Annotated in this window: 27 protein-coding genes and 1 pseudogene; 16 read left to right on the forward strand and 12 right to left on the reverse strand. The window is 66.8% G+C overall.

Annotation, left to right across the window (positions count from 1 at the left end; genetic code table 11):
* The 3 genes from EEB19_RS07190 to EEB19_RS07200 form a co-directional block, all read right to left on the reverse strand.
* Positions 1 to 837 (reverse strand): ABC transporter permease, encoded by an 837-nt coding sequence (locus tag EEB19_RS07190; RefSeq protein WP_187584613.1) that lies wholly within the window; start codon positions 835 to 837, stop codon positions 1 to 3.
* Positions 837 to 1,847 carry an ATP-binding cassette domain-containing protein gene (locus EEB19_RS07195; protein ID WP_187584615.1) on the reverse strand — a complete coding sequence of 337 codons (1,011 nt, stop codon included), beginning with the start codon at positions 1,845 to 1,847 and terminating at the stop codon, positions 837 to 839. The genes EEB19_RS07190 and EEB19_RS07195 overlap by 1 nt, the downstream gene beginning before the upstream one ends.
* 125 nt (positions 1,848 to 1,972) lie before the next feature.
* The gene (locus EEB19_RS07200) at positions 1,973 to 2,293 is read right to left on the reverse strand and encodes a hypothetical protein (protein WP_187584617.1); all 321 of its coding nucleotides are present in this window, start codon (positions 2,291 to 2,293) and stop codon (positions 1,973 to 1,975) included.
* 173 nt (positions 2,294 to 2,466) lie between these two features.
* On the opposite strand from EEB19_RS07200, the gene EEB19_RS07205 reads away from it, so the two are divergent.
* The 3 genes from EEB19_RS07205 (at position 2,467) to EEB19_RS07215 (ending at position 5,377) form a co-directional block, all read left to right on the forward strand.
* Positions 2,467 to 3,279: a hypothetical protein gene (locus EEB19_RS07205; RefSeq protein WP_187584619.1), complete on the forward strand. Its 813-nt coding sequence runs from the start codon at positions 2,467 to 2,469 to the stop codon at positions 3,277 to 3,279.
* A 37-nt stretch (positions 3,280 to 3,316) separates the two neighbouring features.
* Entirely contained in the window at positions 3,317 to 4,300 is a 984-nt protein-coding gene (locus tag EEB19_RS07210; RefSeq protein WP_187584621.1) for a hypothetical protein, read from the forward strand.
* Positions 4,301 to 4,600: 300 nt separating this feature from the next.
* A complete protein-coding gene (locus tag EEB19_RS07215; RefSeq protein WP_187584623.1) occupies positions 4,601 to 5,377 on the forward strand; it encodes a DUF4352 domain-containing protein in 777 nt (258 codons plus the stop codon).
* 139 nt (positions 5,378 to 5,516) lie between these two features.
* On the opposite strand, the gene greA is transcribed toward EEB19_RS07215, so the two are convergent.
* The 3 genes from greA to EEB19_RS07230 all read right to left on the reverse strand — a co-directional run bounded on the left by greA (position 5,517) and on the right by EEB19_RS07230 (position 7,410).
* The gene (greA, locus tag EEB19_RS07220) at positions 5,517 to 6,011 is read right to left on the reverse strand and encodes a transcription elongation factor GreA (RefSeq protein ID WP_187584625.1); all 495 of its coding nucleotides are present in this window, start codon (positions 6,009 to 6,011) and stop codon (positions 5,517 to 5,519) included.
* Positions 6,012 to 6,136: 125 nt separating this feature from the next.
* Positions 6,137 to 6,910 carry a queuosine precursor transporter gene (locus tag EEB19_RS07225; RefSeq protein ID WP_187584627.1) on the reverse strand — a complete coding sequence of 258 codons (774 nt, stop codon included), beginning with the start codon at positions 6,908 to 6,910 and terminating at the stop codon, positions 6,137 to 6,139.
* On the reverse strand, positions 6,907 to 7,410 hold the full coding sequence (locus tag EEB19_RS07230) for a DUF4307 domain-containing protein (protein WP_187584629.1): 504 nt from the start codon (positions 7,408 to 7,410) through the stop codon (positions 6,907 to 6,909). Before EEB19_RS07230 ends, EEB19_RS07225 begins: the two co-directional genes overlap by 4 nt.
* Before the next feature lie 48 nt (positions 7,411 to 7,458).
* On the opposite strand from EEB19_RS07230, the gene mca reads away from it, so the two are divergent.
* From mca to EEB19_RS07265, 7 genes are all read left to right on the forward strand, one after another.
* On the forward strand, positions 7,459 to 8,361 hold the full coding sequence (mca, locus tag EEB19_RS07235; protein ID WP_187584631.1) for a mycothiol conjugate amidase Mca: 903 nt from the start codon (positions 7,459 to 7,461) through the stop codon (positions 8,359 to 8,361).
* Positions 8,362 to 8,366: 5 nt separating this feature from the next.
* A complete protein-coding gene (locus tag EEB19_RS07240) occupies positions 8,367 to 8,675 on the forward strand; it encodes a hypothetical protein (protein ID WP_187584633.1) in 309 nt (102 codons plus the stop codon).
* Between the two features lie 4 nt (positions 8,676 to 8,679).
* Positions 8,680 to 10,713 (forward strand): thioredoxin domain-containing protein, encoded by a 2,034-nt coding sequence (locus EEB19_RS07245; RefSeq protein ID WP_187584931.1) that lies wholly within the window; start codon positions 8,680 to 8,682, stop codon positions 10,711 to 10,713.
* Positions 10,714 to 10,842: 129 nt separating this feature from the next.
* Positions 10,843 to 11,838 carry a GDSL-type esterase/lipase family protein gene (locus EEB19_RS07250; RefSeq protein WP_187584635.1) on the forward strand — a complete coding sequence of 332 codons (996 nt, stop codon included), beginning with the start codon at positions 10,843 to 10,845 and terminating at the stop codon, positions 11,836 to 11,838.
* 100 nt (positions 11,839 to 11,938) lie between these two features.
* Complete coding sequence (locus tag EEB19_RS07255) at positions 11,939 to 12,325, forward strand: YciI family protein (RefSeq protein ID WP_187584637.1); 387 nt, start codon at positions 11,939 to 11,941, stop codon at positions 12,323 to 12,325.
* 7 nt (positions 12,326 to 12,332) lie between these two features.
* Positions 12,333 to 13,598, forward strand: coding sequence for an RNA polymerase sigma factor (locus tag EEB19_RS07260; protein ID WP_262365503.1), 1,266 nt, complete (start codon positions 12,333 to 12,335; stop codon positions 13,596 to 13,598).
* A 9-nt stretch (positions 13,599 to 13,607) separates the two neighbouring features.
* A complete protein-coding gene (locus EEB19_RS07265) occupies positions 13,608 to 14,093 on the forward strand; it encodes a TspO/MBR family protein (RefSeq protein ID WP_187584641.1) in 486 nt (161 codons plus the stop codon).
* 18 nt (positions 14,094 to 14,111) lie between these two features.
* Here EEB19_RS07265 and EEB19_RS07270 read toward each other — a convergent pair whose 3' ends face one another.
* Complete coding sequence (locus EEB19_RS07270; protein ID WP_262365504.1) at positions 14,112 to 14,759, reverse strand: histidine phosphatase family protein; 648 nt, start codon at positions 14,757 to 14,759, stop codon at positions 14,112 to 14,114.
* 232 nt (positions 14,760 to 14,991) lie between these two features.
* Here EEB19_RS07270 and EEB19_RS07275 point away from each other — a divergent pair, with 232 nt between their 5' ends.
* The 3 genes from EEB19_RS07275 to EEB19_RS07285 are packed head-to-tail and all read left to right on the forward strand — an operon-like array spanning position 14,992 to position 16,578.
* Positions 14,992 to 15,351, forward strand: a complete 360-nt coding sequence (locus tag EEB19_RS07275) for a hypothetical protein (protein WP_187584645.1) — start codon at positions 14,992 to 14,994, stop codon at positions 15,349 to 15,351.
* Positions 15,341 to 15,622, forward strand: a complete 282-nt coding sequence (locus EEB19_RS07280; protein ID WP_187584647.1) for a hypothetical protein — start codon at positions 15,341 to 15,343, stop codon at positions 15,620 to 15,622. The genes EEB19_RS07275 and EEB19_RS07280 overlap by 11 nt, the downstream gene beginning before the upstream one ends.
* Positions 15,619 to 16,578 (forward strand): hypothetical protein, encoded by a 960-nt coding sequence (locus tag EEB19_RS07285; RefSeq protein ID WP_187584649.1) that lies wholly within the window; start codon positions 15,619 to 15,621, stop codon positions 16,576 to 16,578. The genes EEB19_RS07280 and EEB19_RS07285 overlap by 4 nt, the downstream gene beginning before the upstream one ends.
* A gap of 324 nt (positions 16,579 to 16,902) precedes the next feature.
* Here EEB19_RS07285 and rocD read toward each other — a convergent pair.
* Positions 16,903 to 18,878, reverse strand: a pseudogene (gene rocD / locus EEB19_RS27125) (ornithine--oxo-acid transaminase).
* 217 nt (positions 18,879 to 19,095) lie between these two features.
* Here rocD and EEB19_RS07295 point away from each other — a divergent pair.
* The 3 genes from EEB19_RS07295 to EEB19_RS07305 all read left to right on the forward strand — a co-directional run bounded on the left by EEB19_RS07295 (position 19,096) and on the right by EEB19_RS07305 (position 21,660).
* Entirely contained in the window at positions 19,096 to 19,545 is a 450-nt protein-coding gene (locus tag EEB19_RS07295) for an Lrp/AsnC family transcriptional regulator (RefSeq protein WP_187584651.1), read from the forward strand.
* Positions 19,546 to 20,039: 494 nt separating this feature from the next.
* Positions 20,040 to 21,110: a 3-deoxy-7-phosphoheptulonate synthase gene (locus EEB19_RS07300; RefSeq protein WP_187584653.1), complete on the forward strand. Its 1,071-nt coding sequence runs from the start codon at positions 20,040 to 20,042 to the stop codon at positions 21,108 to 21,110.
* A gap of 199 nt (positions 21,111 to 21,309) precedes the next feature.
* The gene (locus EEB19_RS07305) at positions 21,310 to 21,660 is read left to right on the forward strand and encodes a helix-turn-helix domain-containing protein (RefSeq protein WP_187584655.1); all 351 of its coding nucleotides are present in this window, start codon (positions 21,310 to 21,312) and stop codon (positions 21,658 to 21,660) included.
* Between the two features lie 37 nt (positions 21,661 to 21,697).
* On the opposite strand, the gene EEB19_RS07310 is transcribed toward EEB19_RS07305, so the two are convergent.
* The 4 genes from EEB19_RS07310 to EEB19_RS07325 all read right to left on the reverse strand — a co-directional run bounded on the left by EEB19_RS07310 (position 21,698) and on the right by EEB19_RS07325 (position 25,372).
* On the reverse strand, positions 21,698 to 22,291 hold the full coding sequence (locus tag EEB19_RS07310; RefSeq protein WP_187584656.1) for a ClpP family protease: 594 nt from the start codon (positions 22,289 to 22,291) through the stop codon (positions 21,698 to 21,700).
* Positions 22,288 to 22,902 carry a ClpP family protease gene (locus tag EEB19_RS07315; protein ID WP_187584659.1) on the reverse strand — a complete coding sequence of 205 codons (615 nt, stop codon included), beginning with the start codon at positions 22,900 to 22,902 and terminating at the stop codon, positions 22,288 to 22,290. The genes EEB19_RS07310 and EEB19_RS07315 overlap by 4 nt, the downstream gene beginning before the upstream one ends.
* A gap of 78 nt (positions 22,903 to 22,980) precedes the next feature.
* Entirely contained in the window at positions 22,981 to 24,603 is a 1,623-nt protein-coding gene (locus EEB19_RS07320) for an alkaline phosphatase (protein ID WP_187584661.1), read from the reverse strand.
* Positions 24,604 to 24,706: 103 nt separating this feature from the next.
* Positions 24,707 to 25,372 (reverse strand): hemolysin III family protein, encoded by a 666-nt coding sequence (locus tag EEB19_RS07325; RefSeq protein WP_187584933.1) that lies wholly within the window; start codon positions 25,370 to 25,372, stop codon positions 24,707 to 24,709.
* Between the last annotated feature and the right edge of the window lie 8 nt (positions 25,373 to 25,380).

The following is a 25,380-nucleotide window of genomic DNA, read 5'->3' on the forward strand; positions in this document are numbered from 1 at the left end:
TCAGGTGTTGCGCATATAGGCGCGGACGGCCAGCGGCGCGAACACCGCGGTGATCACGGCAGCACCGACCAGAGCCCACAGCACATGGATGCTCGCGTGACCGCCTGCGGTGAGATCACGCACCGCGGTGACGATGTGGCTGACCGGATTGATCTTGACGAAGGCCTGCAGCCAACCCGGCATGGTGTCGACCGGGACGAAGGCGTTGGACATGAAGGTGAGCGGGAACAGGATCAGCATCGACACACCCTGCACGGCCGATGCCTTGCTCATGAGACAGCCCATTAGGGCGAAGATCCACGAGACGGCGAAGCTGCACACGATGATCAGCAGCGCTGCTGCGATCGTGCCCCACGCGTCGGGGCGCCAGCCCATGATCAGACCCATGACGATGGTCAGGGTGGTGGCGATCAGATACCGGATCATGTCGGCCATCAGGGCGCCCGCCAGCGGGCTGATCCGGGCGATCGGCAGCGATCGGAATCTGTCGAACACGCCCTTGTCCATGTCCTCGCGGAGCTGGGTGCCGGTGACGATGGACGTCGTGATCACGGTCTGCACCATGATGCCCGGGATGATCACCGGGAGATACGATGCCACGTCACCACTGATCGCACCGCCGAAGATGTAGGTGAACATCACCGTGAAGATGATCGGCTGGATCGTGACGTCGAAGAGCTGCTCAGGATTGTGGCGGATCTTGAGCACACCGCGGTAGGCCATGGAGAACGACTGCTTCACGGTCTCGGCGAGGCTGACGGATGTCTTCGCCTGCAGCCGGGCGCTTTTCGTGGTGATAGCGGACGACGGTGCGCCGCGCTCGATGGTGGTGGTCATCAGGCGACCTCCTGCTCGATGGTGTCGGTGGTCGGCTGGTCCCCGGTGGCCTGGTCGGCCGCGGGCTTACCGGTGATGGTGAGGAAGACCTCGTCGAGACTCGGTTTCTGGACGGTGATCTCGTCGATGGCGATCTCGTGCTCGCGCAACGCGATCAGGACGTCGGGAACCAGGGCGGGCTGCTGCAGACCGACCGAGACGCGTGATGCCTCGGGGCTGAGCGTGGCCGTTTCACCGAGGACGTTCTCGACGATGCGGCAGACCTCCTGTGCATCGGGACGATGCTTGGGGACCAGCTGCAGGGTGCTCGCACCGACGGACTGCTTGAGTTCGTCTGCGGTGCCGTCGGCGATGACGACCCCGTGGTCGATGACGGCGATGCGGTCGGCGAGTTGATCGGCCTCGTCGAGGTACTGGGTCGTCAGCAGAACCGTCGATCCCTGCTTCACGAGATTGCGGATCGTGTTCCACATCTGGGCCCGGGTGCGCGGATCGAGTCCGGTGGTCGGCTCGTCCAGGAACAGTAGCGGGGGAGTGTCGATGAGGCTCGCCGCGAGGTCGAGGCGTCGGCGCATGCCGCCGGAGAAGTTCTTCAGCGGACGGTTGGCGGCCTCGGTCAGGGAGAACTCCTCGAGGAGTTCCTCGGCACGCGACCGTGCCGCCGGGCGGGAGAACCCGAGCAGTCGACCGAAGAGGACCAGGTTCTGCGACGCGGTCAGGTCCTCGTCGACCGACGCGTACTGGCCGGTGACGCCGACGAGGGAGCGGACGGCGACGGCGTCGTCGACGACGTCATAGCCGAATACGGTGGCGTGGCCCTCGTCCGGACGCAGCAACGTCGCGAGCATGCTGACCGTCGTGGTCTTGCCGGCCCCGTTCGGGCCGAGCACGCCGTACACCGATCCTGTCGGGACGGCCAGATCCACGCCGTTGACGGCGCGGGTCGATCCGAAGCGTTTGACCAGACCATGGGCGTCGATCGCCAGGCTGGTCGTGGTGGTTGATGTCATGTCGACGACGATGCACCGGTGCGCTGTCGTCGGGCTTGCACGGTCTTGCACGGAGATCACGGCGGACCGTCGACGCTGTCGTGACCTGTCCCGGCATGGCTGCGGATGCGTGCCGGACGATCGTGTCAGGCCGCGAAGCTCGAGGTCGGGAGGTCGATGTCGGTCGGGAGGTCGGCGGCGTAGCGGATTACCGAACCGACGTGCCCGAGTCGTCGTTCGACGAGCACGATGGCCTCGGCGAGCTGATCGGGGTCGTCGACGTCGGCGACCAGCGCGACGGTGTGCCCGTTGTTGCCGAGCATGAACGGGATCGCGGCCGAGTACTGGCTGCTGACGACACCGAGCGGGATGTCGCGAAGGAAGAGTGCGCGGGCGTAGTCGAGGGCGGCGGGGTCGTCGTCGAGGACCACGAGCGGGACGGTGGGGGTGCGTGTGTTCTTTCTCATACCCCGAGGATGAACCCGCAGGTTGGGGCCGATCTGGGGTGTCGCTGTGGATTGACTGTGAGCGGCAGGATTTCTTGTGGATGGAGTCCGGCGCAGGTGTGGAACGGCCCTAGTGTTCTTCAGCTATGGGACGACGGAATCGCACACCAGAACCGGTTTGGGCACCGAAGAACGTGGCCCGGATCAGAGCAGAACTCGCATTCGGATACGTCCAGACGATCGAGACACAGACCCGTCAGATCGATCGCTTGGAGTCCGATGTCGAGGGGCTCGACCATATTCTCGGTGACGGGACGTTACGAGAGCTTCGCCCCAGCATGCACGGCGAGCTGGCCGACGAGCAGGAGGAATGCCTGGAAGAACTACAGCAGCTCACGACCGACCGGGGGCGGGCCCGACACGCAGCCGATCTGATCGAGCGGTTGCCCCTGACCTGGATGTCGATCTCGGCGATCCGCGCCACGAAAGAGGTGGCGGTGGGTCTGCCCGGCGCGGCACCTCTGACCGCGTTGGGCTTGTCCGGATGCACCCTGTTCGCTGAACCGATCGCTCGCGTGGTGGGGACCTTGGATCCCGTTGTCGCCCTGCCGACCGAGGTATCCGTCGACGGTGTGTGGTGGTCGTGCGCAGGGGAGGGCGATGACGTCCCAGTCGATTCCGGGCGGCCGCTACCCGAGGCCATGACCCTGCATGTACTGACACGTAGCCGTGAGCAAGGACTGCTCGCGATGATCAGCCCGTGGCGGCAGTCCACGCTTGCCGACGCGGCGGTCTATCCGGTCCCTCTGCGTGAGAACACGACTCTGTCGGTCCCCGATGGGTGTATCTCGCTGCTGACGTTTCTCGAGCAACTGAGCGCAGCTGTCACGACCGGGATGGTGACGATCACCGAGCGGTCCCTGCCGCCGAGCAAGCGGGAGTACCGGCGCCTCGGTCGGCCTGAGCTCCCGCCGATCACGTCGCTGTCCGTGGTTTCCGCCGCGTGACCCGTGGCGCGCGCTGTGGTTCGGTAGCGTCAGTGCCATGGGACGACGCAACCGGAAACCGGAATCGTCATGGGACCCAGAGAACGCTGCGAGGATCAGAGCCGGTCTCGCGCACGGTTTCCATCGACTCGAGCGTGAGTTGTCCGCTGCGAGCAGCGAACTCGGTCCGCTGGTCGATGACCTGCTCGACCGTGAGATCGACACGGACCCGACGCTGGATGCCGACGAGCAGGACGAACTCGACCAATTGAGTGCCGACGCACTGCAGACCCTCGACGAGTACGACGAGGGTGCTGCGCTCGCAGCAGTCGAATCCATCATGGCGGGCGCCGGCGCGATCACCTGGGTCGAGAAGGACGTGGTCGAAACGCAGTGGCCTGTTCGGAAGTCGACCGCGACCCCTGCGGAGCTCTTGGCCGATTCCGACTCCGGAATCATGCTGTTCGAGGTGCCGGCGGGTTCCTATGTGTTCGAACCCGGGGGACCGATCGACGACAATGACTCTCCCGGAGCGAAACTCGAGATCGACGGCGTGTTCTGGTGGCACGCCCGGCGCGATTCCGATGCGGAGGACGACCTCGACGACCTCGACGACCTCGATCTGGAGGGTCTCGGCCTCGGAGCCGACGAGTTGGAGGGTGTGGCGGACCTCGTCGGAGGCGATGCAGACCTCCTCGATTCGGACGATCCGGGGGACGCGGACAACCTCGTCATCCACTTTCTCGCCCGGGCGCCTCGGCAACGCCATCTGCTCCACGAGGCGTGGCGTCTACCCGTCGTGGTCGACGGTGCATCCTTCGTGCTCGACTGGGACGAACCGTACGAGCAGGATCCGGACGAGCTCGCGCTGTCGGCGGCCCTCATACGATTCTTCGGACTGTTGGCAGAGATCCGGTCCCGCGAGCACGTCGACGTCACCGACCACGTTCTCCCCGCGGCGCGTCGAACGTACGTGAAGGCTGGATGGCTGGAACTGGAACCGCTGCAGTCGGTGTCGGTGGCGTCGCTCAAGAAGAGCTGAGCTGTCGGCCGGGGCGCCCGCTGGTGGAAGGAGTGGGTGGCCGTTTTTGTCCCACGGCCAATCGCGGGTGTGCGGATCTGGATGCACCGGTGGAGGTTCGCCGCATTCGGTGACGACGGTTGCGAGTAAGCGGTCGGATCACGAGGTCGACTGCAGAGCCTCAGCGCCAGATCTCGGCATGGCCTTGCCGCTGTTCGCCTGCACGAAAGTTGATGCCGCGCAAACTTGTCAGACCCCTGCTGCATCATCCCATTCGAGGCGATGCCCACTTCCCGGGGATCGCACGCGAGAAGGATGATCATGACCACTCCCCAGAATCCGGAGCCACAGTTCTCGGCTCCCCAGCCCGGCGGTCCGCACCACGAAGCGCCTCAGTATGCGGCGTCGCAGCCGTACCCGGGCGCTCAGTACGGCGCTCCGCACTATGGAGCTCCCAACTATGGAGCGCCGCAGTACGGAGCGCCACTCCCGCCGGTCGAGCCGCCGAAGAAGAAGCGCAAGTGGCCGTGGGTGATGGGCGGCATCTTCGTGGTGTTGATCGTCATCGCCGCACTCTCCGGTGGAGGTTCCGGCGACTCCACCGACGCCTCCGCGGCCGATGGCGGACCGACCGCAACCAACGCGGCCGCCGATGCACCCACGGCCGTGAACAAGCCGAAGTCCGACGACGTCGCAGCGATGAACGCCCCTGTGCGCGATGGCAAATTCGAGTTCGTCGTCACAGGCGTCGAGAAAGGGCTCGCGAGTGTGGGAGACAACCCGTACCTGACGGCGAAGCCGCAGGGGCAGTTCGTGATCGTCAGCATGACGGTCAGGAACATCGGTGATCGGCCTCAGGGTTTCTCGCCGAGCAATCAGAAACTGCTGGACGCCCAGGGACGCAGCTTCGAGTCCGACACGTCCGCGCAGATCGCCCTCGACAGCGACACCACGGATGTCGCGGTGTGGGACAACATCAACCCTGGCAACGCAGTTCAGGTCCGGGTGGTCTACGACATGCCGGCCGACGCCGTGCCCGCCGTCGTCGAAGTCCATGACTCGATGTTCTCCGGCGGCGAGAAGGTGTCGCTGACGTAGCACTGGCGACGCTTCGGCGAACGCCTTCGCCCGACCGGCCTCAGCGTTCCGCGGAACGCCGGCCAGACACAACGACAACGGCCGGTGTCGGATTCCTCCGACACCGGCCGTCATGTCGCCGACGCATCGGCGATGTGGATCAGCTGTGGTACGGCTCCGCGCTGACGAGCGTGACCTTGACGACCGCGCCGCTGGGCACGCTGTACTCGCGGGTCTCGCCGACCTTGGCGTCGATCAGTGCGGCGCCGAGAGGTGAGCTCGGTGAGTACGTCTCGATCGAGCCGCCCTTCGCGCTCTCCTCGCGGGTGGCGATGAGGAAGGTCTCGGTGTCGCTCTCGTCACCGTCGTAGTAGACCTTGACGACGGAGCCCGGCAGAGCGACGCCCGACTGGGTCGGCGCCTCGCCGACCTTGGCGTTGTTCAGCAGCTCCTGGAGCTGGCGGATGCGTGCCTCCTGCTGGCCCTGCTCCTCGCGGGCCGCGTGGTATCCGCCGTTCTCCTTGAGGTCGCCCTCTTCGCGTCGCTCGTTGATCTCCGCGGCAATGACCGGTCGATTGGCGATCAGCGCATCCAGTTCGCCCTTGAGGCGGTCATGCGACTCCTGGGTCAGCCACGTCACCTGTGTGTCGGTCATCGGTTACTCCTTTGTGTTGTCCGCGCCCAGACGCATTCTTCACCTGGGCATATGGACTGCTCAAAATGCAGCAACACGACCCCTCGCGGAGCCGTGTATCAATCGAGGATACCAGTGAATGAGAGCTAAAGCACATCCGATGTCTCGTCGCGCGCCTCGCGGAGTGCCTGCTGGTAGCTAGGCTCCGCCTTCTTGAGGCGCCCCACGACCAGGTAGGTCACCGGCATGATGATGATCTCCACCAACGTTTTCCAGACGAATCCGACGATCGTGTAATTGATGAAGTCGCCCCAGGTGGAAATGCCGAGCGCGGTCGCTGCGATCGAACAGAAAACGAGGGTGTCGGCGAACTCCCCGACGACGGTCGAGCCGAGCAATCGGGCCCAGAGATGTCGTTCGCCGGCCCGCTCCTTCATCTTCACGAGGACGAACGAGTTCAGGAACTCTCCGGCGAGATATCCGGCGAGACCGGCGAGCAGGAACTGCGGTACGACGCCGGCGACGGTGCGGAACGCCTCCTGGCCCTCGTAGAACTCGGCGGCGGGCAGTTCGATGGTGAGCCAGAAACAGATCGACGCGATCAGCAGCACCACGAAACCGCACAGGATGGCGCGGCGCATCGCGCGGAAACCGTACACCTCGCTGATCACGTCACCGAGGACGTAAGCCAAGGGGAACAGATAGAACGCACCGTCGGTGACCAGGCCGTTCATCTGGATCGGGCCGAGCGAGACGTTCAGCCAGTCGTCGAACAGGACGACACCCTTGGTGCCGGTGATGTTGCTGATCAGCATCACCCCGACGAACAACGCCAGCAGATAACCGTAGAAGGGCGTCGTGACGGTGGCGAACACCGCGCGATGGCGGTTCGGTGGATTCGGCTGGATCGACTCGGTCACGGTGTCGATCTGGTCAGGTAGGCGGGGACGTCGGTGGTGCAGCCGAAGACCTCACCGATCACCGGCGGCTTTGAGGTGATCACCTCGGTGCGCATACCGATCTGGGTCTGCGTGCCACCGGGGATGAGGATCTCGCGGCGTCCGCTCTCGTCGCCATCGAGCGAACGGCCGCGGACCACACACGCGACTGCCTGCGACGGATCGTTACGGGTGACGGTGAACTGTACGGCGACGGTCGAGGGATCGACGATCTGATACCCGGTCGCCTCGCCGGAGACATCGGGACTGGCGAACTTGCTGTAGCCGAGTGTGGCCAGACCGACTCCCACCACGACGACGAGCGCGGACAGACCGATGAACCAGCGTCGACGGCTGGTTGCCGACCGCTCGACGGGATAGGTGGCCCGGGGACCGCTCTGCGGCCGATCCTCACCGGCGCCGGGAGTGGAGCGAGCGGGCCTATCCTCACCGCTGCCGGTGCCCCCGTCTGAACTGTTCACGCGTCAATACCTACCATGGGAGGAGTATCGATCCGAAGGTGAGGAAGCGTGACCGAATCTCACACTGGTGGCCCCCACGCCGGTCTCCGTCTGATGGCGGTGCATGCTCACCCGGACGACGAGTCCAGCAAGGGCGCGGCCACGACCGCGAAGTATGCGGCCGAAGGCAATGATGTGCTCGTGGTCACGCTGACCGGCGGCGAGCGTGGCGACATCCTGAACCCGGCGATGGACCGACCGGGTGTCAAGGAGCGGATGAGCGAGATCCGTAAGGAAGAGATGGCCAACGCCGCGTCGGCGCTCGGCGTCGAGCAGGTCTGGCTCGGTTTCGTCGACTCGGGACTTCCCGAGGGTGACCCGCTGCCGCCCGTTCCGGAGGGGTCATTCGCCGCCATCGACCTCGACGAGGCCGTGGAGGCGCTCGTCCGGGTGGTCCGGGAGTTCCGGCCGCACGTGATGATCACGTATGACGAGCACGGGGGCTATCCGCATCCCGACCACATCCGCGACCACGAGGTCTCGGTCGCCGCATACGAGCGTGCCGGTGATCCCGATGCGTACCCGGGCACCGGTGAACCGTGGACGGTCTCGAAGCTCTACTACACGCACGGTTTCATCAAGGACCGAATGGTCTTGTTCTCCGATGAGTTCGAGCGCCACGGGCAGGAGAGCCCGTTCAAGGAGTGGCTCGAGCGGTGGGAGCGTGACCCGAGTCGCGGTGACCTGATGGGTCGGGTGACCACGCAGGTCGAGTGCGCAAAGTACTTCCCACAGCGTGATGACGCATTGCGCGCCCATGCGACGCAGATCGATCCCAACGGTGTGTTCTTCGCTGTGCCGCTGGAGTGGCAGCAGCGTCTGTGGCCGACCGAGGAGTTCGAGTTGGCGAAGACCCGGGTGAAGACGTCGATACCCGAATCCGATCTGTTCGCCGGAATCGAGGAGCCGTGAACCCGATGAATCTCGCCGCCGGTCTGCAGGTGCTGGCCGCGCAGGAACCCGAAGGCCCGGAGTTCGGCAAGGCGTCCCCGCTCGGGCTGTTGGTGATCATCCTCCTGCTGGTGGGCACCGCATTGCTGATCCGATCGATGAACACCCAGCTCAAAAAATTGCCGAAGAGCTTCGACTCCGACCATCCCGAGCCGGACCAGGCGTTCGACGAAGGGACCGATCCGGGTGCCGCGGATTCGGTGGCGGACGGCGAGGCCACACCGGACACCACGGATGGGGTGCACACCGATGAACGAAGGTCCGCCGACACCTGACCGCATGCCGCTCGACCCGGAGTCGGGTCTCGGCGGCGCCGGGCGCAACCTGTTGGATGCGTCGACCAGTCCGTACCTGCGTCAGCACGCCGACAACCCAGTCCACTGGCAGGAGTGGGGTCCCGATGCGATGGCCGAGGCGGCCCGGCGTGATGTCCCGATTCTGCTGTCGGTCGGTTACGCGGCGTGTCACTGGTGTCACGTGATGGCACACGAGTCGTTCGAGGACCCGGCGACCGCGTCGGTGATGAACCGCGACTTCGTCTGCGTGAAGGTGGACCGTGAGGAACGGCCGGACATCGATGCGATCTACATGAACGCGACGGTCGCGATGACGGGACAGGGCGGTTGGCCGATGACCTGTTTCCTCACGCCGACGGGGGCGCCGTTCTACTGCGGCACCTACTTCCCGTCGACACCACGCGGCGGTATGCCGTCGTTCGTGCAGATCATGTCCGCGGTCACCGAGGCCTGGACTGATCGTCGCGAGGAGATCGACGCCATGGGAGCGCGGGTGGGTGACCACCTGCGCGCGAACACGGTTGCGCTCCCACCGACCGATGTCGGCGTCGACGACCGGCTCCTGACGCATGCGGTGTCGACCGTCCTCGAGGACGAGGACCGGCAGTCCGGTGGATTCGGTGGCGCACCGAAGTTTCCGCCGTCGGCTCTGCTCGAGGGGCTGATCCGGTCGTCGGAGCGAACCGGTGACACTGCCGCACTGGAGGCGGCGGTACGGGCGTGCGTCGCGATGGCGCGGGGTGGCATTCATGACCAACTCGCCGGCGGGTTCGCTCGCTACTCGGTCGACAACGACTGGGTGGTACCGCATTTCGAGAAGATGCTCTATGACAACGCGCAGTTGTTGCGCGTATACGCCCATCTCGCGCGCAGGACGGGTGACGCACTGGCGCTGCGGATCACCGCGGAGACGATCGAGTTCCTGCGCCGCGATCTGCGAGTGGCCGACGGATTCGCCTCGTCGCTCGACGCCGACGCCGCCGGCGTGGAGGGCTCGACGTACGTCTGGTCGCCAAGCGAACTGATCGAGGTACTCGGCGACGACGACGGGCGTTGGGCGGCAGAGGTTTTCGAGGTGACTGCCGCTGGGACGTTCGAGGACGGCAGGTCGACTCTGCAGTTGCCCGCCGATCCCGACGATCCGGCTCGCTTCGCGTCGGTTCGGGAGCGACTGCTCACGGCGCGCGCTGCCCGTCCGCAACCGGCGCGGGACGACAAGGTGGTGACCGGCTGGAATGCGATGACCGTCACCGCGCTGGTCGAGGCGGGGACCGGACTGGGCCGGGCCGAGTGGGTCGATCTCGGGGCATGGTGCGCGCGCCGGCTGGTCGAGCGCCACATCGTCGACGGCCGCCTGCGGCGATCGTCGCTGGGCGGGGTGGTCGGTCAAGCCGCCGCCGCGTTGGATGACCACGCGGCTTTGGTCACGGCGCTGCTGACGCTGCATCAGGCCACCGGGGACGTGGCGTGGCGTGATCAGGGTCTGGTGGTGCTGGACGCGACGATCGACCTGTTCGCCGACACCGACGAGCCGGGAACCTGGTACGACGCGGCCGGCGACGGACTCATCACGCGACCGCGGGACCCGGTCGACGGGGCCACCCCGGCGGGAGCGTCGCTGATGGCCGAGGCCTTGCTGATCGCGTCGTCGGTGGCCCCGGACGGTCCGGCGGTCCGGTATGCCGAGCTGCTGGAGCAGACCCTGGCCCGTGCCGTCGTGCTACTGGTGAAGGTGCCGAGGTCGGCCGGACACTGGCTGGCCGTCGCCGAGGCGCGGGTGGCGGGTCCGCTGCAGATCGCGGTGTCCGAGACCCCCGGCAGCGCCGGTGCGCTCGCCGCCCACGCCCGGTCGATCGCACCGGGGGGAACCATCATCGTTGCGGGACAGCGCGACTCGGTGCCGTTGCTCGTGGGTCGGGGCCCGGTGGACGAGACGGACGCGGCGTATGTCTGTCGGGGCACGGTGTGTGGCCTTCCCGTCGTCGACGCGTCATCGCTGGCCGCACAGTTGGCGTGAGGCGCAGTCGGGAGACGTAGCCGACCACGTCGACCGGCGACGATCTCGGCATGTCTGCGGGATACGACTGTCGTCCGGACAGACCATTGCTGGTCCCGACCGGATGACAGTAACGTCACACGAATGTCGATGGGTCGCACTCCGAAGGGGCGTCGGCCATCCGCTCGCACCACCGTTCTCGCAGCCGCCACGATCATCATCACCGCGCTTGTTGCCGTGGCACAGCTCGCGGCGTCGTCGAAGGCGTTGTCGCCGAACGCGAATGCGGCAACACCCCTGCGAATGTTCGCCATGGGCAACTCCTATGTCTCGGGTCAGGGCGCAGACAGCCATCGGACGATCCCCGCAGACATGACGTCGTATCGACCCGGGACCACCGGCCCGGCGAACTATTGCTTCCGGAGCAGGCACGCGGCCGTCGAGGTCGTCGCGCGGGATCTGTCCGCAGACCTGACGAACGCCACGTGTGCGAACTCGGAACCGCGCCACGTCGATGAGACGGTCCAGTTCGACGAGGGATTGCAGATCGATCGACTGCCCCGGACCACGGACATCGTCGTCCTGCAGGTGATCGGCAATCCGGAGTTCATCAAGGTCGTCGAATGTGTTCAGCTGCGTGAATGCGACGACGCGACCGTGGCGCGGTCGGTGCGGGTACTCGACGAGCGCCAACGACTGCATGAGCGACGGATCGTGCGGGAGGTCCAACGGCGCGCACCGGACGCGGACATCTTCGTTCTCGGTGCACCGCAGGTCGTGCCGCGCGTGGGCCAGGACCAGCGGGCCAGGTGTGGCTGGTTCATGTCCGATCGGGAGGTCGTGCAGCTCAATCGGTTCATCGGTGCGGTCAACGCGATCTCACGCGACAACGCACGGCGGACGGGGGAGACGTTCGTCGACCTGGCCCGACCCGGTTCGCCGTGGAATCAGCGCCACGACCTGTGCAGCGCCGACCCCTGGCAGTGGGGTCCCCGGGTGGCCGCGCCGCAGTACGGTCCAGACAGTGCGCAGCTGCGGCACTGGCTGCTGGGCGGCTATCACCCGACGATTGCCGGGCAGCGGGCCACGGCGCATGTCCTCGAGCAGTACATCCGCGAACGAGGTTCTGTCAGAATTCCTCGGTGAGTGCTGTCGATCCTCGGCGAGCGCTGCGTCATAGGGGCAGATGGAGGCCGGCCCGGCTGCCATCATCACCCAGAGATCGGCATCCGAGAGAGGATCTGACATGCAGTATCTACTGACGATCACCGTGGACGAGTCCGTGCCCCTTCCCCAACCCGGTGACGCTGGATTCGACGAGATGAACGCCGCGTGGGCGGGCTATGGAAAGGCGCTCGCCGCAGCAGGTCTGCTCGTCGACGGCGCGAGCCTGGCCCCGAGCGGGTCCGCGACGACGATGCGACTGACGCTGGGGCAGGCCCCCGCGGTCAGCGATGGTCCCTACATCGAGGCCAAGGAGCAGCTGGCCGGCTACTACCGGATCGATGCCCCGGATCTCGATGTGGCGCTGGAGTGGGCGGGACGAATCCCGTTGCCGTTCGGCGTCGTCGAGGTCCGGCCGGTGCGTCTGTTCGCCGCCGATGACGGGACGCCGACCCCGGCCGGGGCCTGACGTCGCGGTGACCGATGCCGTCGGCCCGGCGATCATCCGCCTGGCGCGCGAGGAGAGCGGACGTGTGCTCGCTCTCCTCGCCGCCCGGTTCGACGACGTCGACCTCGCCGACGACTGTGTGCAGGATGCGTTGCTGCTCGCCGCGGAGACGTGGCCGTCGCGCGGTGTCCCCGACAACCCCGCGGCATGGCTGTTCACCGTGTCCCGTAACCGCGTCATCGATCAGCTGCGCCGACGTGCCGCGGCTCGACGTCGGTTGGCTGCCGCCGCGCCGGACCTGATCCCCGACGACCGGCCGTCGGCAGGATCGCCGTTGATCGTCGATGACAACGAACTCGGCGACGATCGGCTGCGGCTGCTGTTGTTGTGTTGTCATCCGGCGCTGAACCGTGATGCGCAGGTCGCGCTGACGCTGCGGCTCGTCGGCGGACTGACGACCGCGGAGATCGCCGCCGCGTTCCTCGTCCCGGAAAAGACGTTGGCGCAACGGATCGTGCGCGCCAAACGCAAGATCCGGGACGCGCGGATACCGCTGACGATCCCGGCCGACATCGACGGGCGTGTCGGAGTCCTGCTCGGGGTGCTCTACCTGATCTTCAACGAGGGGTATCTCGCGCGTGGAGCCGCCCCTGCGCTGGTCCGGGTCGATCTCGCCGACGAGGCGATCCGACTGTCCGAGCAGCTGATCGAACTCGTGCCGAACGACGGAGAGGCGCACGGACTCCTGGCGCTCGAACTCTTCCACCGCGCTCGGTTCGACGCGCGCACCGACGCCACCGGTGAACTCATCGTGCTGGCTGATCAGGATCGAAATGCTTGGGACACAACGACGATCGATCGTGCACGCGATGTCCTGCGTGTGGGTGTCGGCCTGCCGGGGGTAGGTGTCTATCGCATCCAGGCCCTCATCGCCGCGCTGCATGCCGGCGCGCCGTCGTCGGCAGACACGGACTGGTCGGCGATCGTCGGCCTGTACCGGATTCTGGAACGCATCGATCCGGGGCCGGTCGTCGCGTTGAACCGGGCGATCGCGGTGTCGATGGTCGAGGGGCCCGCGCGCGGCCTGGTGGAGGTGGACGCGATCGAGGGGCTCGCCGCCTACCACCTCTGGCACGCGGCGCGCGCCGAGATGCTGGCGCGGGCCGGTCACGTGGCACCGGCCGATGCCGCATTCCGTCGAGCGGCGGAACTGACTGACAACCCGGCCGAGCGACGGCATCTGGAACGGCGGCGCCTGCGCGCGGGCGGTACGGCCGATCGTGCGGGAGAGTAGAACGGCGGTATGCGTATCTCCACCCTCATCGGAACGTCTCTGGCCACCGCCGCCGCGGCCGCGATCGGGAGCGTGGTCACCCGACCCGCCGTCGAGACCTGGTATCCGACGCTGCGCAAACCCGCCTTCGTGCCGCCGAACTGGGTGTTTCCCGTCGCGTGGACGACGCTGTACGCCGACATCGCCGTGACCTCGGCGTCGACCGTCGACGCCCTGCGGGATCGCGGAGACGAGGACCTGCGTCGCTCCTACATCGGGGCTCTCGGCGCGAATCTGCTTCTCAATGCGGGCTGGACCTGGATCTATTTCGGTCAGCACCGACTGGGCGCGGCGTCGGTGGTGTCGGGTGCGCTCACCGTCAGCAGCGCCGACCTCGCTCGCCGGGCCGCCCGGGTCGATCCGCGTGCCGGTGCGGCACTGTCGGCCTATCCGGCGTGGTGTGGATTCGCGACAGCGTTGTCCACCAGCACGTGGTGGCTCAACCGCGATCGCTGACGGAGGATGCGCCGCCGATCACACCGCGAGATGTGTCGCGGCGGCTCCCTCCGGGCCGACCAGGGCACACAGCCGACGATCCTGACCGAGCTGCATGAGCAGCGCGGCTCCCGCCGGACGGAGGTCGATCTCGGCGCCCTGTCCGATCGGCCATCCGAGGAACCGGCAGACGAACGACCGGGAGAAGTGTCCGTGGGACACGATGATCACATCGGAGTCGACCAGACGTTCCTCGACGAGGTCGACCGCGCCGTCGACGCGCGCGACCATGTCCTCGACCGACTCCCCGTGCGGGCCGCCGCCGGTCCAGATCGTCCAGTCCGGGTCGCCGTCGGCGTGGATCTGCAGGCGGGTGAGCCCCTCGTAATCGCCGTAATCCCACTCGGCGAAGCGATCATCGACCTGGTCGACGGACAGGCCGGCCAGCTGCGCTGTACGTCGGGCGCGGGTGCGCGGCGACGCGAACACGAACGGCGAGACCAGACCGAGCCGGTCCGCGATCCCCGCCAGAGCGCGGGCGTCCTCCTCGCCTCGTGCCGTGAGGTCGATGTCGGTGCGGCCAGTGTGGCGATCGGTCAGTGACCACTCGGTCTGACCGTGGCGGATCAGCAGGACCCGGCGGTTCGTCGGGATGTCCGGTGCGGAATCGGAATGATCGGCGCTCACTCCCGGAAGCCTAACCGAGGAGCCCGGATTCAACTGTTTCATTCGGTCGACCGACGACGATGGTGCCGTCACCGGCCGCGTATAGGGTGAACGACAAATCGGGCAACTCGCGCGCAGGCGAGTCGGGGACGGGGGAGCAGTGGTTGGTGCGGCAAGCACGGACGCGGTCACAAGGGCGCACGATGAACACCTGGTCCCGTACCTGAAGCGGGTGTTCGATGCAGGCGTGCGGATGACTTTCGACGAGCACGGCCGCCCGCTCCGGCTGAGCCTGTCCGGGCAGGCGCACCGTCTCGGTGTGCATCAGCTCGACCGGGCGACGTACCTCTGGTTGGTGCATGGTCGGATCAAGACGATTCGCGCACTGGCCACGTCAGATCACCCTGGGCAGCGGCGGCACGTGCTCTTCCGATGCCCGAATCGCCTCGTCGAGATCGCGGCCGACGAGTACGGACCGTACCGGGCACGCTTCGATCCTCGACGCGCGCCGAATGCGACGCCGGCCGAGTTGATGAACTCGGTGAACGACGGTCTGCGGCAGCTCGCGGACGCAACCAGACGAACACGAGGAGATGATCGTCGTGGCGCCTGATCCTGCACTCACTGCAGCCCTGGCCGACATCCGAGCAGACGCGACGTTCTGGTCGACCACGGCACCGACGGTCGGCGGCTGTGGAGATCAAGCTGCCGGATTGCGTTTCGACGGAGCCGAACTGGGCATCTTCAGTCCGCTGAAGAGTGCAGTGAACGGTGTGTCCGATCTGGTGCGTGACCGCTGCTCCGAGGGCGAGACAGCGATGGACGACATCGCCGACAAGGTGGCCAACGCGGCGAAACTGATCGAGGAGGCGGATCGCTGGTGAGTGTCTTCGATATCGAACTTCCCGACCTGGATCTGCCCGAGATACCGGACATCCCAGGCCTGGATCGACTTCCCGATCTGCCGGACGTCTTCGACCTGCCCCTGCCCAAGGGGCCGACCCCGACGATCCCCGACACATCCATACCCTCGGTCGAGGACATCCTGGACAAGATCTTTCGGGGAGACGACACCGACGCGGCCGGCATCGACATCGAGGATCTCCTCGACTTCGCGCGGAAGGTCGTCGAGATCATCGCGTACCCGGACAAGCTCCGTCAGTTGGGTCGGGAGATCAACGCCTCGAGCCTGACACAATTCCTGAACCTCGAAGACGAGGTCACGGCGGCATGCGATTCCATGGCGAGCACGATCGAGAACGCCAAGGCGACTCTGGAATCTCTGGCCAAGGGTGTCGCGGTGCCGTTCACACTTCGCCAGCACGCAGCAGAGTGGGAATCGATACGGACCACGATGACCAACATCGGAGCGAACATCCCACAGTCGGCCCAGGTTTCCTCCGACTGGACGGGTCGCGGGGCTGGTGCGTACACGCGAGCCGCGACCGCGCAGGCATCGGCCGCTTCGAGTGTGGGGAGTAGTGCCGAGAAGATGCGATCGAGTGAGATCGACCTGTCGAATCGTGCACTCATCAGTTACGCGGGCGCTGGGATCGCATTGGCAGGGTGGTTGACGGCGGTGGCCGGAGCCTATGCGGCCGGATCGCGTGCTGGTGCTCCCGGGCTGTTGGCGGCTGCTGTGACCACCATTCCCACAGGGAAAGCTGCATTTGCGGTTATCGGAGGTGTCGTGGGGAGCTTGGCGAACTACATAGCGACGATGTCGGCAACCGCGGCCACCATCAACACCGAGCTCGCCACACACCCGGGCCTTCCGCTGGGACACTGGCCTCTGACGAACTCGAGTGACTATGACGAGGTGCACGAGTGGCGGGGATAGCGGCCTACCGCGTCGCGTGCGCGGTCTACCTCGCTGTCGCTGCGATTGCCGGCGCCGGGTGGGTGGTTGTCGTGGTGCTGGCGGGTTTCCTCGTGATGGCATTGATCCCGGCAGGCGCCGGCAATACCGATCGGTGGCGAACCGGTGTCTTCTTTTATGGGATGTCGGCGTTTCTGGCCGCGGCCTTCGTCCCGACAAGCAGCTATATCGCGTTCGCCCTTCCAGCCGCAGTCGTGACTGTACTCGGCATCCTGACGTGGGAGACCGTGCAGAGAATCGGTGCTCGGCGTGCCGGAAATCCGTCGGTCGGACAGGAAGTCACACTCACCGACCCACGACATCCGCCAATCGATCCACCGCCCAATCGATTTCCTCCTCGGTGATCACCAACGGCGGAGCGAGGCGCAACGTCGATCCGTGCGTGTCCTTGGCCAGGACGCCGCGCTCTGCCAAGCGCCGGCAGACCTCCTTGCCGGTGCCCACGGACTGCTCGACGTCGATACCCGCCCACAGGCCGAGCCCGCGGACGGCGACGACACCGTGACCGATGAGGTCGCGGAGACGGGTGTGCATCCGATCGCCGAGTTCGGCCGCCCGGGCCTGCCATGTCCCCTCGGCGAGCATCTCGACGACCGTCTGTCCGACCGCGGCGGCAAGTGGGTTGCCGCCGAACGTGGAGCCGTGTTCGCCGGGGTGCAGGACACCGAGGACCGTGCTGTCGGCGACCACCGCCGATACCGGCAGTATGCCGCCGCCCAGGGCCTTGCCGAGCGTGTAGATGTCGGGTTCGACGTTCCAATGCTCCACGGCCAGGGTCTTTCCCGTGCGGCCGAGTCCTGATTGGATCTCGTCGGCGATCATGAGGACATCGTTGTCGGAGCAGAGTGCGCGGACCCGGGGCAGGTAGTCGGCGGGCGGCAGATGATGCCGGCCTCGCCCTGCACGGGTTCGAGGAGGACGGCGACGGTGGTGTCGTCGATGGCGTCGGCCACGGCCTGGGCGTCACCGTAGGGGACCTGTACGAATCCCGGCGTGTACGGCCCGAATCCGTTGCGTGCGTCGGGATCGTCGCTGAAGCTGACGATGCTGATCGTGCGGCCGTGGAAGTTGCCGGCGGCGACGATGACCGTCGCCGTTCCGTCGGGGACGCCCTTGACGTCGTAACCCCACTTGCGGGCCACTTTGATCGCGGACTCGACCGCTTCGGCGCCGGTGTTCATCGGCAGGACCATCTCCTTGCCGCACAGAGTCGCCAGTGCCGCGCAGAACGGCTCCAGACGGTCGGATCGGAACGCCCGGCTGGTGAGGGTGACGCGGTTCATCTGTTCGGTTGCGGCAGCGAAGATTCGTGGGTTGCGGTGGCCGAAGTTGACGGCAGAGTAGGCGCCCAGACAATCGAGGTACGCCCGTCCGTCGACGTCGGTGACCCATGCACCTTCTGCCGTGGCCGCTGTCACCGGGAGTGGTGAATAGTTGTGTGCCACATGGGGCTCGGTGAGCGTGTGCACGTCGACCTCCTTGTCGGAGTCCCGCAGTTCCAGGGTCACGCACTTGACGCCGCCCCCGCCTTTGAGCAGTTCGGACAGGTCGACCTCGATCGGTTCGAATCCGTTGGCCCGCAATGTTGCGGCCAGCGCGGGTGCGGCGTCGGTCATCACGACACGGCGACCGTCGGAGACGAGGTTCAGCCCCAGCATCTCGGCGTCGGCATCGGTGGCGATCACGGCTCCGGGGTAGAGGTCTGCGAGCATCGCCCTCGAGCCCTCGGAGAACGCCGGCGGGTAGTAGGCGATGGTGTCCTCGTCGAGGACGCCGAGTGCGGTGTCGAGATGGTAGAAGCGAGGATCGACGAGTTCGAGGGTGATCACCGGGAGGCCGGTGATGGCGGCGATCTCGTGGTGCGTCTCGCGGCTCGTGCGGAATCCCGTGCCCGCGAGGATGCGGTCGCCGACGACCAGGAAGTCGCCCTCACCCTCCTGGACGCCGGTGGTGCGGTGGACTGGTCCGTGACCGTCGGCGTCGAACCATGCGGCGTACAGGTCGCCCTCGGGAGCGCGTTCGGGGAAAGCGAATCGGGCGGCGATGGTGTGGCCCGCCACGCTGAGTCCGCCGTTGGCGGCATACACCATGTCGGGGAGGCCGGGGTGGGGCTCGACCACGTGCACGCTGTGCCCGAGGGACTCGTAGATCTCCCGCAGATGCATCCACTGGCTGATCGCGCGATCGGTGTCGACCGGCACCGTCGGGTCCATCCAGGGATTGATGGCGTAACTGACGGTGAAGTGGACCGGCGGTGTCATCGCGTAGCAGCGGGTCCGTGAGATCCGCGTTGTCGGGGGTGGAGTCAGGGGCGTCGTCGCTGCCGGCGCCGAGGTGGTGAACGATGCGATGTCGGGCCCGGACGACGGACCGGCGATGGTCATGGATCGACGCTATCCGTGGCCATCTGTGCAATCAATCCTCGGATCTTGCGCATCTGTGCAATACACTGGTGCTCACGGCCCGACGATCGGAGATATGTTGCGCGTACCCGATGATGTCGACGAACAGGTGATCGCGTGCCTCACCAGGGACGCCCGCGCGACCTACGCCCAGGTCGGCGAGGAGGTCGGACTGTCGGCGCCCGCGGTCAAGCGTCGCGTCGACCGGTTGCTCGACGAGGGCGTCATCAAAGGCTTCACGACGGTCATCGATCCGCACGCGATGCAGTGGACGACCGAGGCGTACGTGCAGGTGTCGTGCCGTGGCAACATCTCGCCGGACGCGCTGAAGGCGGCGTGGGAACCGATCCCCGAGGTGGTGAGCGCAGCGACCATCACCGGTCAGGCCGATGCCATCCTGCGGGTGCGGGCGCGCGACGTCCGGCACCTCGAGCACGCGCTCGAGCGGATCCGCAGTGCGGGTCCGGTGGATCATTCGGAGTCGATCATCGTGCTGAGCCAGCTCATCGATCGTGGTCACCCGTGATCACCTCGGACCCGGCCGTGGGCTCCCTCCGAGTCCACCGACCGTGCCCAGGATCTCGCCGACCGTGTCCAGAATTCCGCCGACCGTGTCCAGAATTCCGCCGAGTGGACCCGCCTGCCGGGCTCGGTGCTCGGCGGTGGCCGGCTTCTGTGGATACCGTGCCCGACGGGCGAGAATCTGGACCCGGTCGGCGGAGAACTGGACCCGGTCGGCGAGGTGGCGGCGGGCGGTTCAGGCCGCGAACGCCGACGGCGGTCGGTGGGTCGCCGCGGTCGTGCTAGCCTGGTCGCCGTGATCAACATCGCTCGCGCCTATTGGCGCTTTATCGAGGCTCCGGGTGGGGCCGCGATGAAGCGCTGAACAGCCGCGCGCATCACACCCGGAGCCCGAGCAGCGACCAGACGGTTGCTGCTCTTGTCATTTCAAGGGCCTCCGGTTTCACCGAACACCTGGGGCCACCCGACGACCAAGGGCCTGACCCCGAAAGGCATGACGTGACCACCATCCCCGACTTGACCTCCGAATCGACCTCGGACCGGCGGATCAAGTCCTTCCGCTCCATCCCGTCCCCGGACACCATCCGCAGTGAGCTGCCGCTGACCGCGCGTCGCGCGGTGGCCGTGCAGAACGACCGCGACGAGATCGCCGACATCCTCGCCGGCCGCGACGATCGTCTGCTCGTGGTGGTGGGGCCGTGCTCGGTCCACGACCCGATCGCCGCCATCGACTACGCCCGCCGCCTGGCGCCACTCGCCAAGGACCATGCCGACCGCCTCAAGATCGTCATGCGGGTCTACTTCGAGAAGCCACGCACGACGGTCGGCTGGAAGGGCCTGATCAACGACCCCGGGATGGACGGGACCTTCGACGTGGAGCGTGGACTGCGTACGGCGCGATCCCTGCTGCTCGACATCATCGACCTCGGACTGCCGGTGGGGTGTGAGTTCCTGGAACCGACCAGTCCGCAGTACATCGCGGACACCGTCGCGTGGGGTGCCATCGGTGCACGCACCACGGAGTCGCAGGTCCATCGCCAGCTGGCTTCCGGATTGTCGATGCCCATCGGGTTCAAGAACGGCACCGACGGAAACATTCAGGTCGCGATCGACGGAGTGAAAGCTGCTGCAGCACAACACGTCTTCTTCGGTGTGGACGACTTCGGCCGCGGCGCGGTGGTCGAGACGGCCGGCAACGAGGACTGCCACGTGATCCTGCGCGGCGGGACCGCCGGTCCTAACTTCGACGCCGAGTCAATCGCCACCGCGGTCACCGCGCTCGCGAAAGCGTCACTGCCGCAACGGGTGATGATCGACTGCTCGCATGCCAACTCGGGCAAGGACCACATCCGTCAGGCCGAGGTCGCCGACGAGATCGCAGGCGTGATCCGCGCGGCTCGCCGCTCCGGTGATTCCGTCACGATCAGCGGGGTCATGCTGGAGAGCTTCCTGGAGCCCGGCGCACAGTCACCCGACGCTCGTCCGCTCACCTACGGTCAGTCGGTGACCGACAAGTGCATGGGCTGGGAGGCCAGTGCCGCTGTGCTGGCGCACCTCGCCGCGGTCTGACACTCAGCGATCGACGACCCGACCCGGCGAACGGTGGTGACACCGCCCGCCGGGTCGGCTCATCGAGGCGGTGTCAGCCCGACCGGTGTCGCCATCGGGCACCGGCTCCGGCGAGCACATCGACGAGGACGAATGCGATCCGTTCTGCTCACGGCAGAACCGACGGCGCCGCCTGTTCCCGGCGACCTACCATCGGCACATGGATCACCGACCCAGAGCAGCCGAACCGCTGTTGCGCGAGGTGACCGGGCGCGTCCTGCGCCGGCACCGGCACGACGCCGGTGAACGACTCGTCGAGACCGCCGAACGGGCCGGGGTGTCCAGCCAGTACCTCTCCGAGATCGAACGAGGCCGCAAGGACGCGTCGTCCGAACTGTTGGCCGCGGTGGCCGGTGCGCTGGGACTGACCCTGTTCGACCTGACCCGCGAGGTCGCCGTCGAGTTGAGCCGGCGGACAGCCGTCCCGGTTCTGCGGGCCACCACGGTTCCGGTTCCCGCGGCGGTGGCGCCGATGCGCACACATCGCGGCCCGGTCGCGCTCGCCGCCTGAAGCGTTCTCTGCCGACCCACACCCCGGTGGGCTGCGGTCACCGTCCGCGGGTGTCGATGATCCGGTCGGCGAGCCCGTAAGCGACGATCTCCTCCGCACGCAACACCCGGTCGCGGTCGGTGTCGCGGCGGAGTGCCTCGAGCTCCTGGCCCGTATGGCGACTCATCGCCTTCTCGATCTCCTCGCGCACCCGCAGGATCTCCTCGGCTGCGAGAATGAGGTCGGGGATCGTGCCGCGGCCCTGGCCCGAGGGCTGATGCAGCAAGACCCGCGCATGGGGCAGGACCGATCGTTGCCCCGGTGTGCCGGCCGCGAGCAACAGCGCGGTCGACGACAGCGCCTGGCCCACACAGGTCGTCGCGATGGGTGCGTGGCAGTACTGCATCGTGTCGTACAGGGCGAACGTCGCCATCACGGACCCGCCGGTCGAATTGATGTAGAGATCGATCGGGGCGTCGGGGTTGTCGGAGTCGAGGTGCAGGATCTGTGCGATCAGCGCATTGGCCACGCCGTCGTCGATCTCGGTGCCGAGATAGATGATCCGTTCGTCGAGCAGTCGGCTGTAGACATCCATCACCCGCTCGCCCTGCGGAGTACGACTGATGACGTTGGGGATGGTGTAGGTGCTCATCGGGTCACCCCGAAACCCGTGGACGCCGGTGTGAGGGGACGAATCTGTCCCAGATCGTCGACGATGTGATCGATGAAGCCGTAGGCGACGGATTCCTCCGCGGTGAACACATGATCGCGGAGCGAGTCGGCGAAGATCTTCTCCGCGGTCTGCCCGGTCTGCTCGGCGATGATCGTGAGCACGGTGTCGCGGACGTGTCGGAGGTCGTCGGCCTGGAGCTCGATGTCGGGTGCGTATCCGCCGATCCCGGCCGAGCCCTGGTGGAGCAGCACCTTCGCGTGCCGCAGAGCGAACCGCTTGCCGCGGGTTCCGTTGCAGAGCAGGAACTGTCCTGCGCTGTAGGCCATCCCGAGGTCGACCGTGCAGACATCATTGGGGATGAGTCGCATGGTGTCCATGATGGCGAGCATCGCCGGTACCGAGCCGCCCGGCGAGTTGATCCACAGGCTGATGTCGGCGACCGGATCCTCTGACGCCAACATCACGAGTTGTGCGCACAAGTGGCTGCCGATCTCGTCGTCCAGTGCGGAATCGAGCATCAGAATGCGCTGGCTCAGTAGACGTTCCGCGGTTCGCCGGCGTAGTGGCAGGGTTTGTTGTTCATCACTCATGTCACCGATCGTCGCGGTCGGTCGACGGTACCGCAGCCGCCTGCTGCTGTGCGCAGAACGGCTCTGCTGCAGGCAGGCTCAGACGACGTCGACAGTGGGAGACGAGTCAGGGATGGTGACGACGGCCCGACGGTGCAACCGTGCCGACGGCGTCGCGATCGAATCGGCCACCCGGAACTCGGCCTCCCATCGATCGCGACGCAGCCGGTTGAGGACGTACCCGCGTTGGGCGTTGCCGAAGCGGATGTGCGGCGATGCCGCCTTGAGTGCGCGGTCCGAGGTGTCGCTGTCCTGCCCGTCTCCGCCGGAGGAGATCGAGGTGCCGGCCAGTTCGACACCGACGGTGGGTGATTCACGACGGTACGTCGAGCGCAGATCGGACACCACATTGCGGTGGATGTCGCCGACGATGGACACCAGATTACGCACGCCGCGCGCGTGCGCGCCGTCGAGGATGCGGGCCCGCGACGCCTCGTAGCCGCTCCAGCCGTCCATGCTCACCTCGCGGACACCGTTGTCGACCCGGGCGAGGTCGGCGATGGTCGTCTGGTGTGCCAACACGTTCCACCGATGTCCGCTGCGGGCGAGTCCATCGAGCAACCACCGCTCCTGGCCGGCGCCGACAATGGTCCGCCGCGGGTCGGCGGTGACCGCGTTCTGCGCGGTGTCGTTGTCGCCGTTGGCCTGATCGCTGCGGAAGGTGCGGGTGTCGAGAACGTTGAACTCGACGAGATCGCCGAAACCGAAGCGTCGATAGGCGCGGATGTCGGCGCCGCGCGGATGCTGTGCGGTCCGCACCGGCATATTCTCCCACCATGCCTTGAGGCCCTGGGCGCGGCGGAGCAGAAAGGCGGGCACGGGCATGCCGTCCTCGGGAATCGTTGCAGCCCAATTGTTGTCGACCTCGTGGTCGTCGAAGACCGTGATGAACGGGCTGGTCCGATGGATCAGGCGCAGATGGGGATCGAGCTTGTAGAGCGCGTAGCGGTCCCGGTAGTCCTCGAGCGTCATGCACTCCCGCAGCGCCGACGCGGGCATCACGCTCGTCGCACGCCGGCCACCGTTGCCCGGGATCGGTTTCTCGTAGATGTAGTCACCGAGGTGGAAGACGACGTCCGGTGCATGAGATGCCATGTCCGCATATGCGGGGTAGTGGCCGTCGGCCCATGACTGACACGATGCGAACGCGAACGTGAGAGCGTTCACCGACGACCGGGCCGCGGGGGCGGTGCGCGTCCGGCCGATCTCCGAGATGTCCCCGGCTGCCCGGAATCGGAAGAAGTAGTCGCGCGCGGCGTCGAGTCCGCGGACGTCGACGTGCACGCTGAAGCCGTTGTCGGCGGTCGCGATCACCCGTCCACGCCGCACGACGCGAGCCATCGCCTCGTCGGTGGCGATCTCCCAGTCGACTCCCACCGGCGCGATACCCATCCCGCCGCCGCGCTCCAGTGGAGAGCGGGCGAGTCTGGTCCACAACGCCACCGAGTCGGCGACCGGATCCCCCGACGCGACACCGAGGGTGAACAGCCGGTCTCCGGGACGTGGCGAGCCGGGGGCGGCCGTCGCGTCGCCCAGGAGACCGGGGACGACGGCCAAGCCGGCGGCCACCCCCGTCCACGTGAGGAAGCGCCGTCGGGTCATGCCGATGCGCAGGGACTTGTCGGGGCCGACGGAGATGTCCGGCAGTTCGGTGCGGGGCATGGGCCCAGCGGATCAAGACGACCTGACCACGCACCGACCCGTGTCTTGCCCCCACGTGATGTCCGCATGAAGAGCAGACGATGCTCCTCGGCGACCGGGTGGGTCACGCAGTGAGTACGAGCCAGACGGCGACGTAATGCATCAGTGCTGCGACGGCGGTGCAGGCGTGGAAGACCTCGTGATGTCCGAACGTGTCGGGCCAGGGGTTCGGCCATCTGGCGGCGTAGAGGACTCCGCCGACGGTGTAGAACACCCCGCCGAGCGCGAGCAGGATGATGACGGCCCAGCCGACGTGGCTGACCAGTGCGGGCGCGACGGCGATGATCACCCAGCCGAGCGCGATGTAGAGCGCGACGCCGAGCCATCGTGGTGCCGACGGCCAGACGAGCTTGCATGTCACCCCGGCGACCGCGCCCACCCAGACGATGCCGAGGACCCACCACCGGACGTCGGCGGGCAGGGCCAGGGCGCAGAAGGGCGTGTATGTGCCGGCGATGAACAGGAAGATCATCGAGTGATCGGCGCGCTTCATACGGACCTGGGCGCGCGGCGTCTTCCAGGGGATGCGGTGATAGCTCGCGCTGACCGCGAAGACCCCGACCACGGTGACCGCATAGATGGCGCAGGCGACCGCCGCCCCGGGGCCGCGGAGGACTCCCGCACCGATGACCACGGCGAGTCCGGCGCACACCGCGACCCACGCGGAGTATTGATGGATGACACCGCGAAGTCGGGGTTTGACGAGCGGTGCTGAGACCTCCGACGTGATGCCCACGC

The organism is Gordonia sp. OPL2 (assembly GCF_003797825.1).
GTDB lineage: Bacteria > Actinomycetota > Actinomycetes > Mycobacteriales > Mycobacteriaceae > Gordonia.

What these genes read in the sequence shown, in the direction of transcription:
- EEB19_RS07275 (WP_187584645.1), top strand. Translation starts at nt 14,992, where the DNA reads ATGACTTTCGACGAGCACGGCCGCCCGCTCCGGCTGAGCCTGTCCGGG.
- EEB19_RS07310 (WP_187584656.1), bottom strand. Translation starts at nt 22,291, where the DNA reads ATGAGCACCTACACCATCCCCAACGTCATCAGTCGTACTCCGCAGGGC.
- EEB19_RS07245 (WP_187584931.1), top strand. Translation starts at nt 8,680, where the DNA reads ATGCCGCTCGACCCGGAGTCGGGTCTCGGCGGCGCCGGGCGCAACCTG.
- greA (WP_187584625.1), bottom strand. Translation starts at nt 6,011, where the DNA reads ATGACCGACACACAGGTGACGTGGCTGACCCAGGAGTCGCATGACCGC.
- EEB19_RS07305 (WP_187584655.1), top strand. Translation starts at nt 21,310, where the DNA reads ATGGATCACCGACCCAGAGCAGCCGAACCGCTGTTGCGCGAGGTGACC.
- EEB19_RS07255 (WP_187584637.1), top strand. Translation starts at nt 11,939, where the DNA reads ATGCAGTATCTACTGACGATCACCGTGGACGAGTCCGTGCCCCTTCCC.
- EEB19_RS07240 (WP_187584633.1), top strand. Translation starts at nt 8,367, where the DNA reads ATGAATCTCGCCGCCGGTCTGCAGGTGCTGGCCGCGCAGGAACCCGAA.
- EEB19_RS07315 (WP_187584659.1), bottom strand. Translation starts at nt 22,902, where the DNA reads ATGAGTGATGAACAACAAACCCTGCCACTACGCCGGCGAACCGCGGAA.
- EEB19_RS07210 (WP_187584621.1), top strand. Translation starts at nt 3,317, where the DNA reads ATGGGACGACGCAACCGGAAACCGGAATCGTCATGGGACCCAGAGAAC.
- EEB19_RS07250 (WP_187584635.1), top strand. Translation starts at nt 10,843, where the DNA reads ATGGGTCGCACTCCGAAGGGGCGTCGGCCATCCGCTCGCACCACCGTT.
- EEB19_RS07195 (WP_187584615.1), bottom strand. Translation starts at nt 1,847, where the DNA reads ATGACATCAACCACCACGACCAGCCTGGCGATCGACGCCCATGGTCTG.
- EEB19_RS07215 (WP_187584623.1), top strand. Translation starts at nt 4,601, where the DNA reads ATGACCACTCCCCAGAATCCGGAGCCACAGTTCTCGGCTCCCCAGCCC.
- EEB19_RS07200 (WP_187584617.1), bottom strand. Translation starts at nt 2,293, where the DNA reads ATGAGAAAGAACACACGCACCCCCACCGTCCCGCTCGTGGTCCTCGAC.
- EEB19_RS07190 (WP_187584613.1), bottom strand. Translation starts at nt 837, where the DNA reads ATGACCACCACCATCGAGCGCGGCGCACCGTCGTCCGCTATCACCACG.
- EEB19_RS07295 (WP_187584651.1), top strand. Translation starts at nt 19,096, where the DNA reads ATGTTGCGCGTACCCGATGATGTCGACGAACAGGTGATCGCGTGCCTC.
- EEB19_RS07320 (WP_187584661.1), bottom strand. Translation starts at nt 24,603, where the DNA reads ATGCCCCGCACCGAACTGCCGGACATCTCCGTCGGCCCCGACAAGTCC.
- EEB19_RS07265 (WP_187584641.1), top strand. Translation starts at nt 13,608, where the DNA reads ATGCGTATCTCCACCCTCATCGGAACGTCTCTGGCCACCGCCGCCGCG.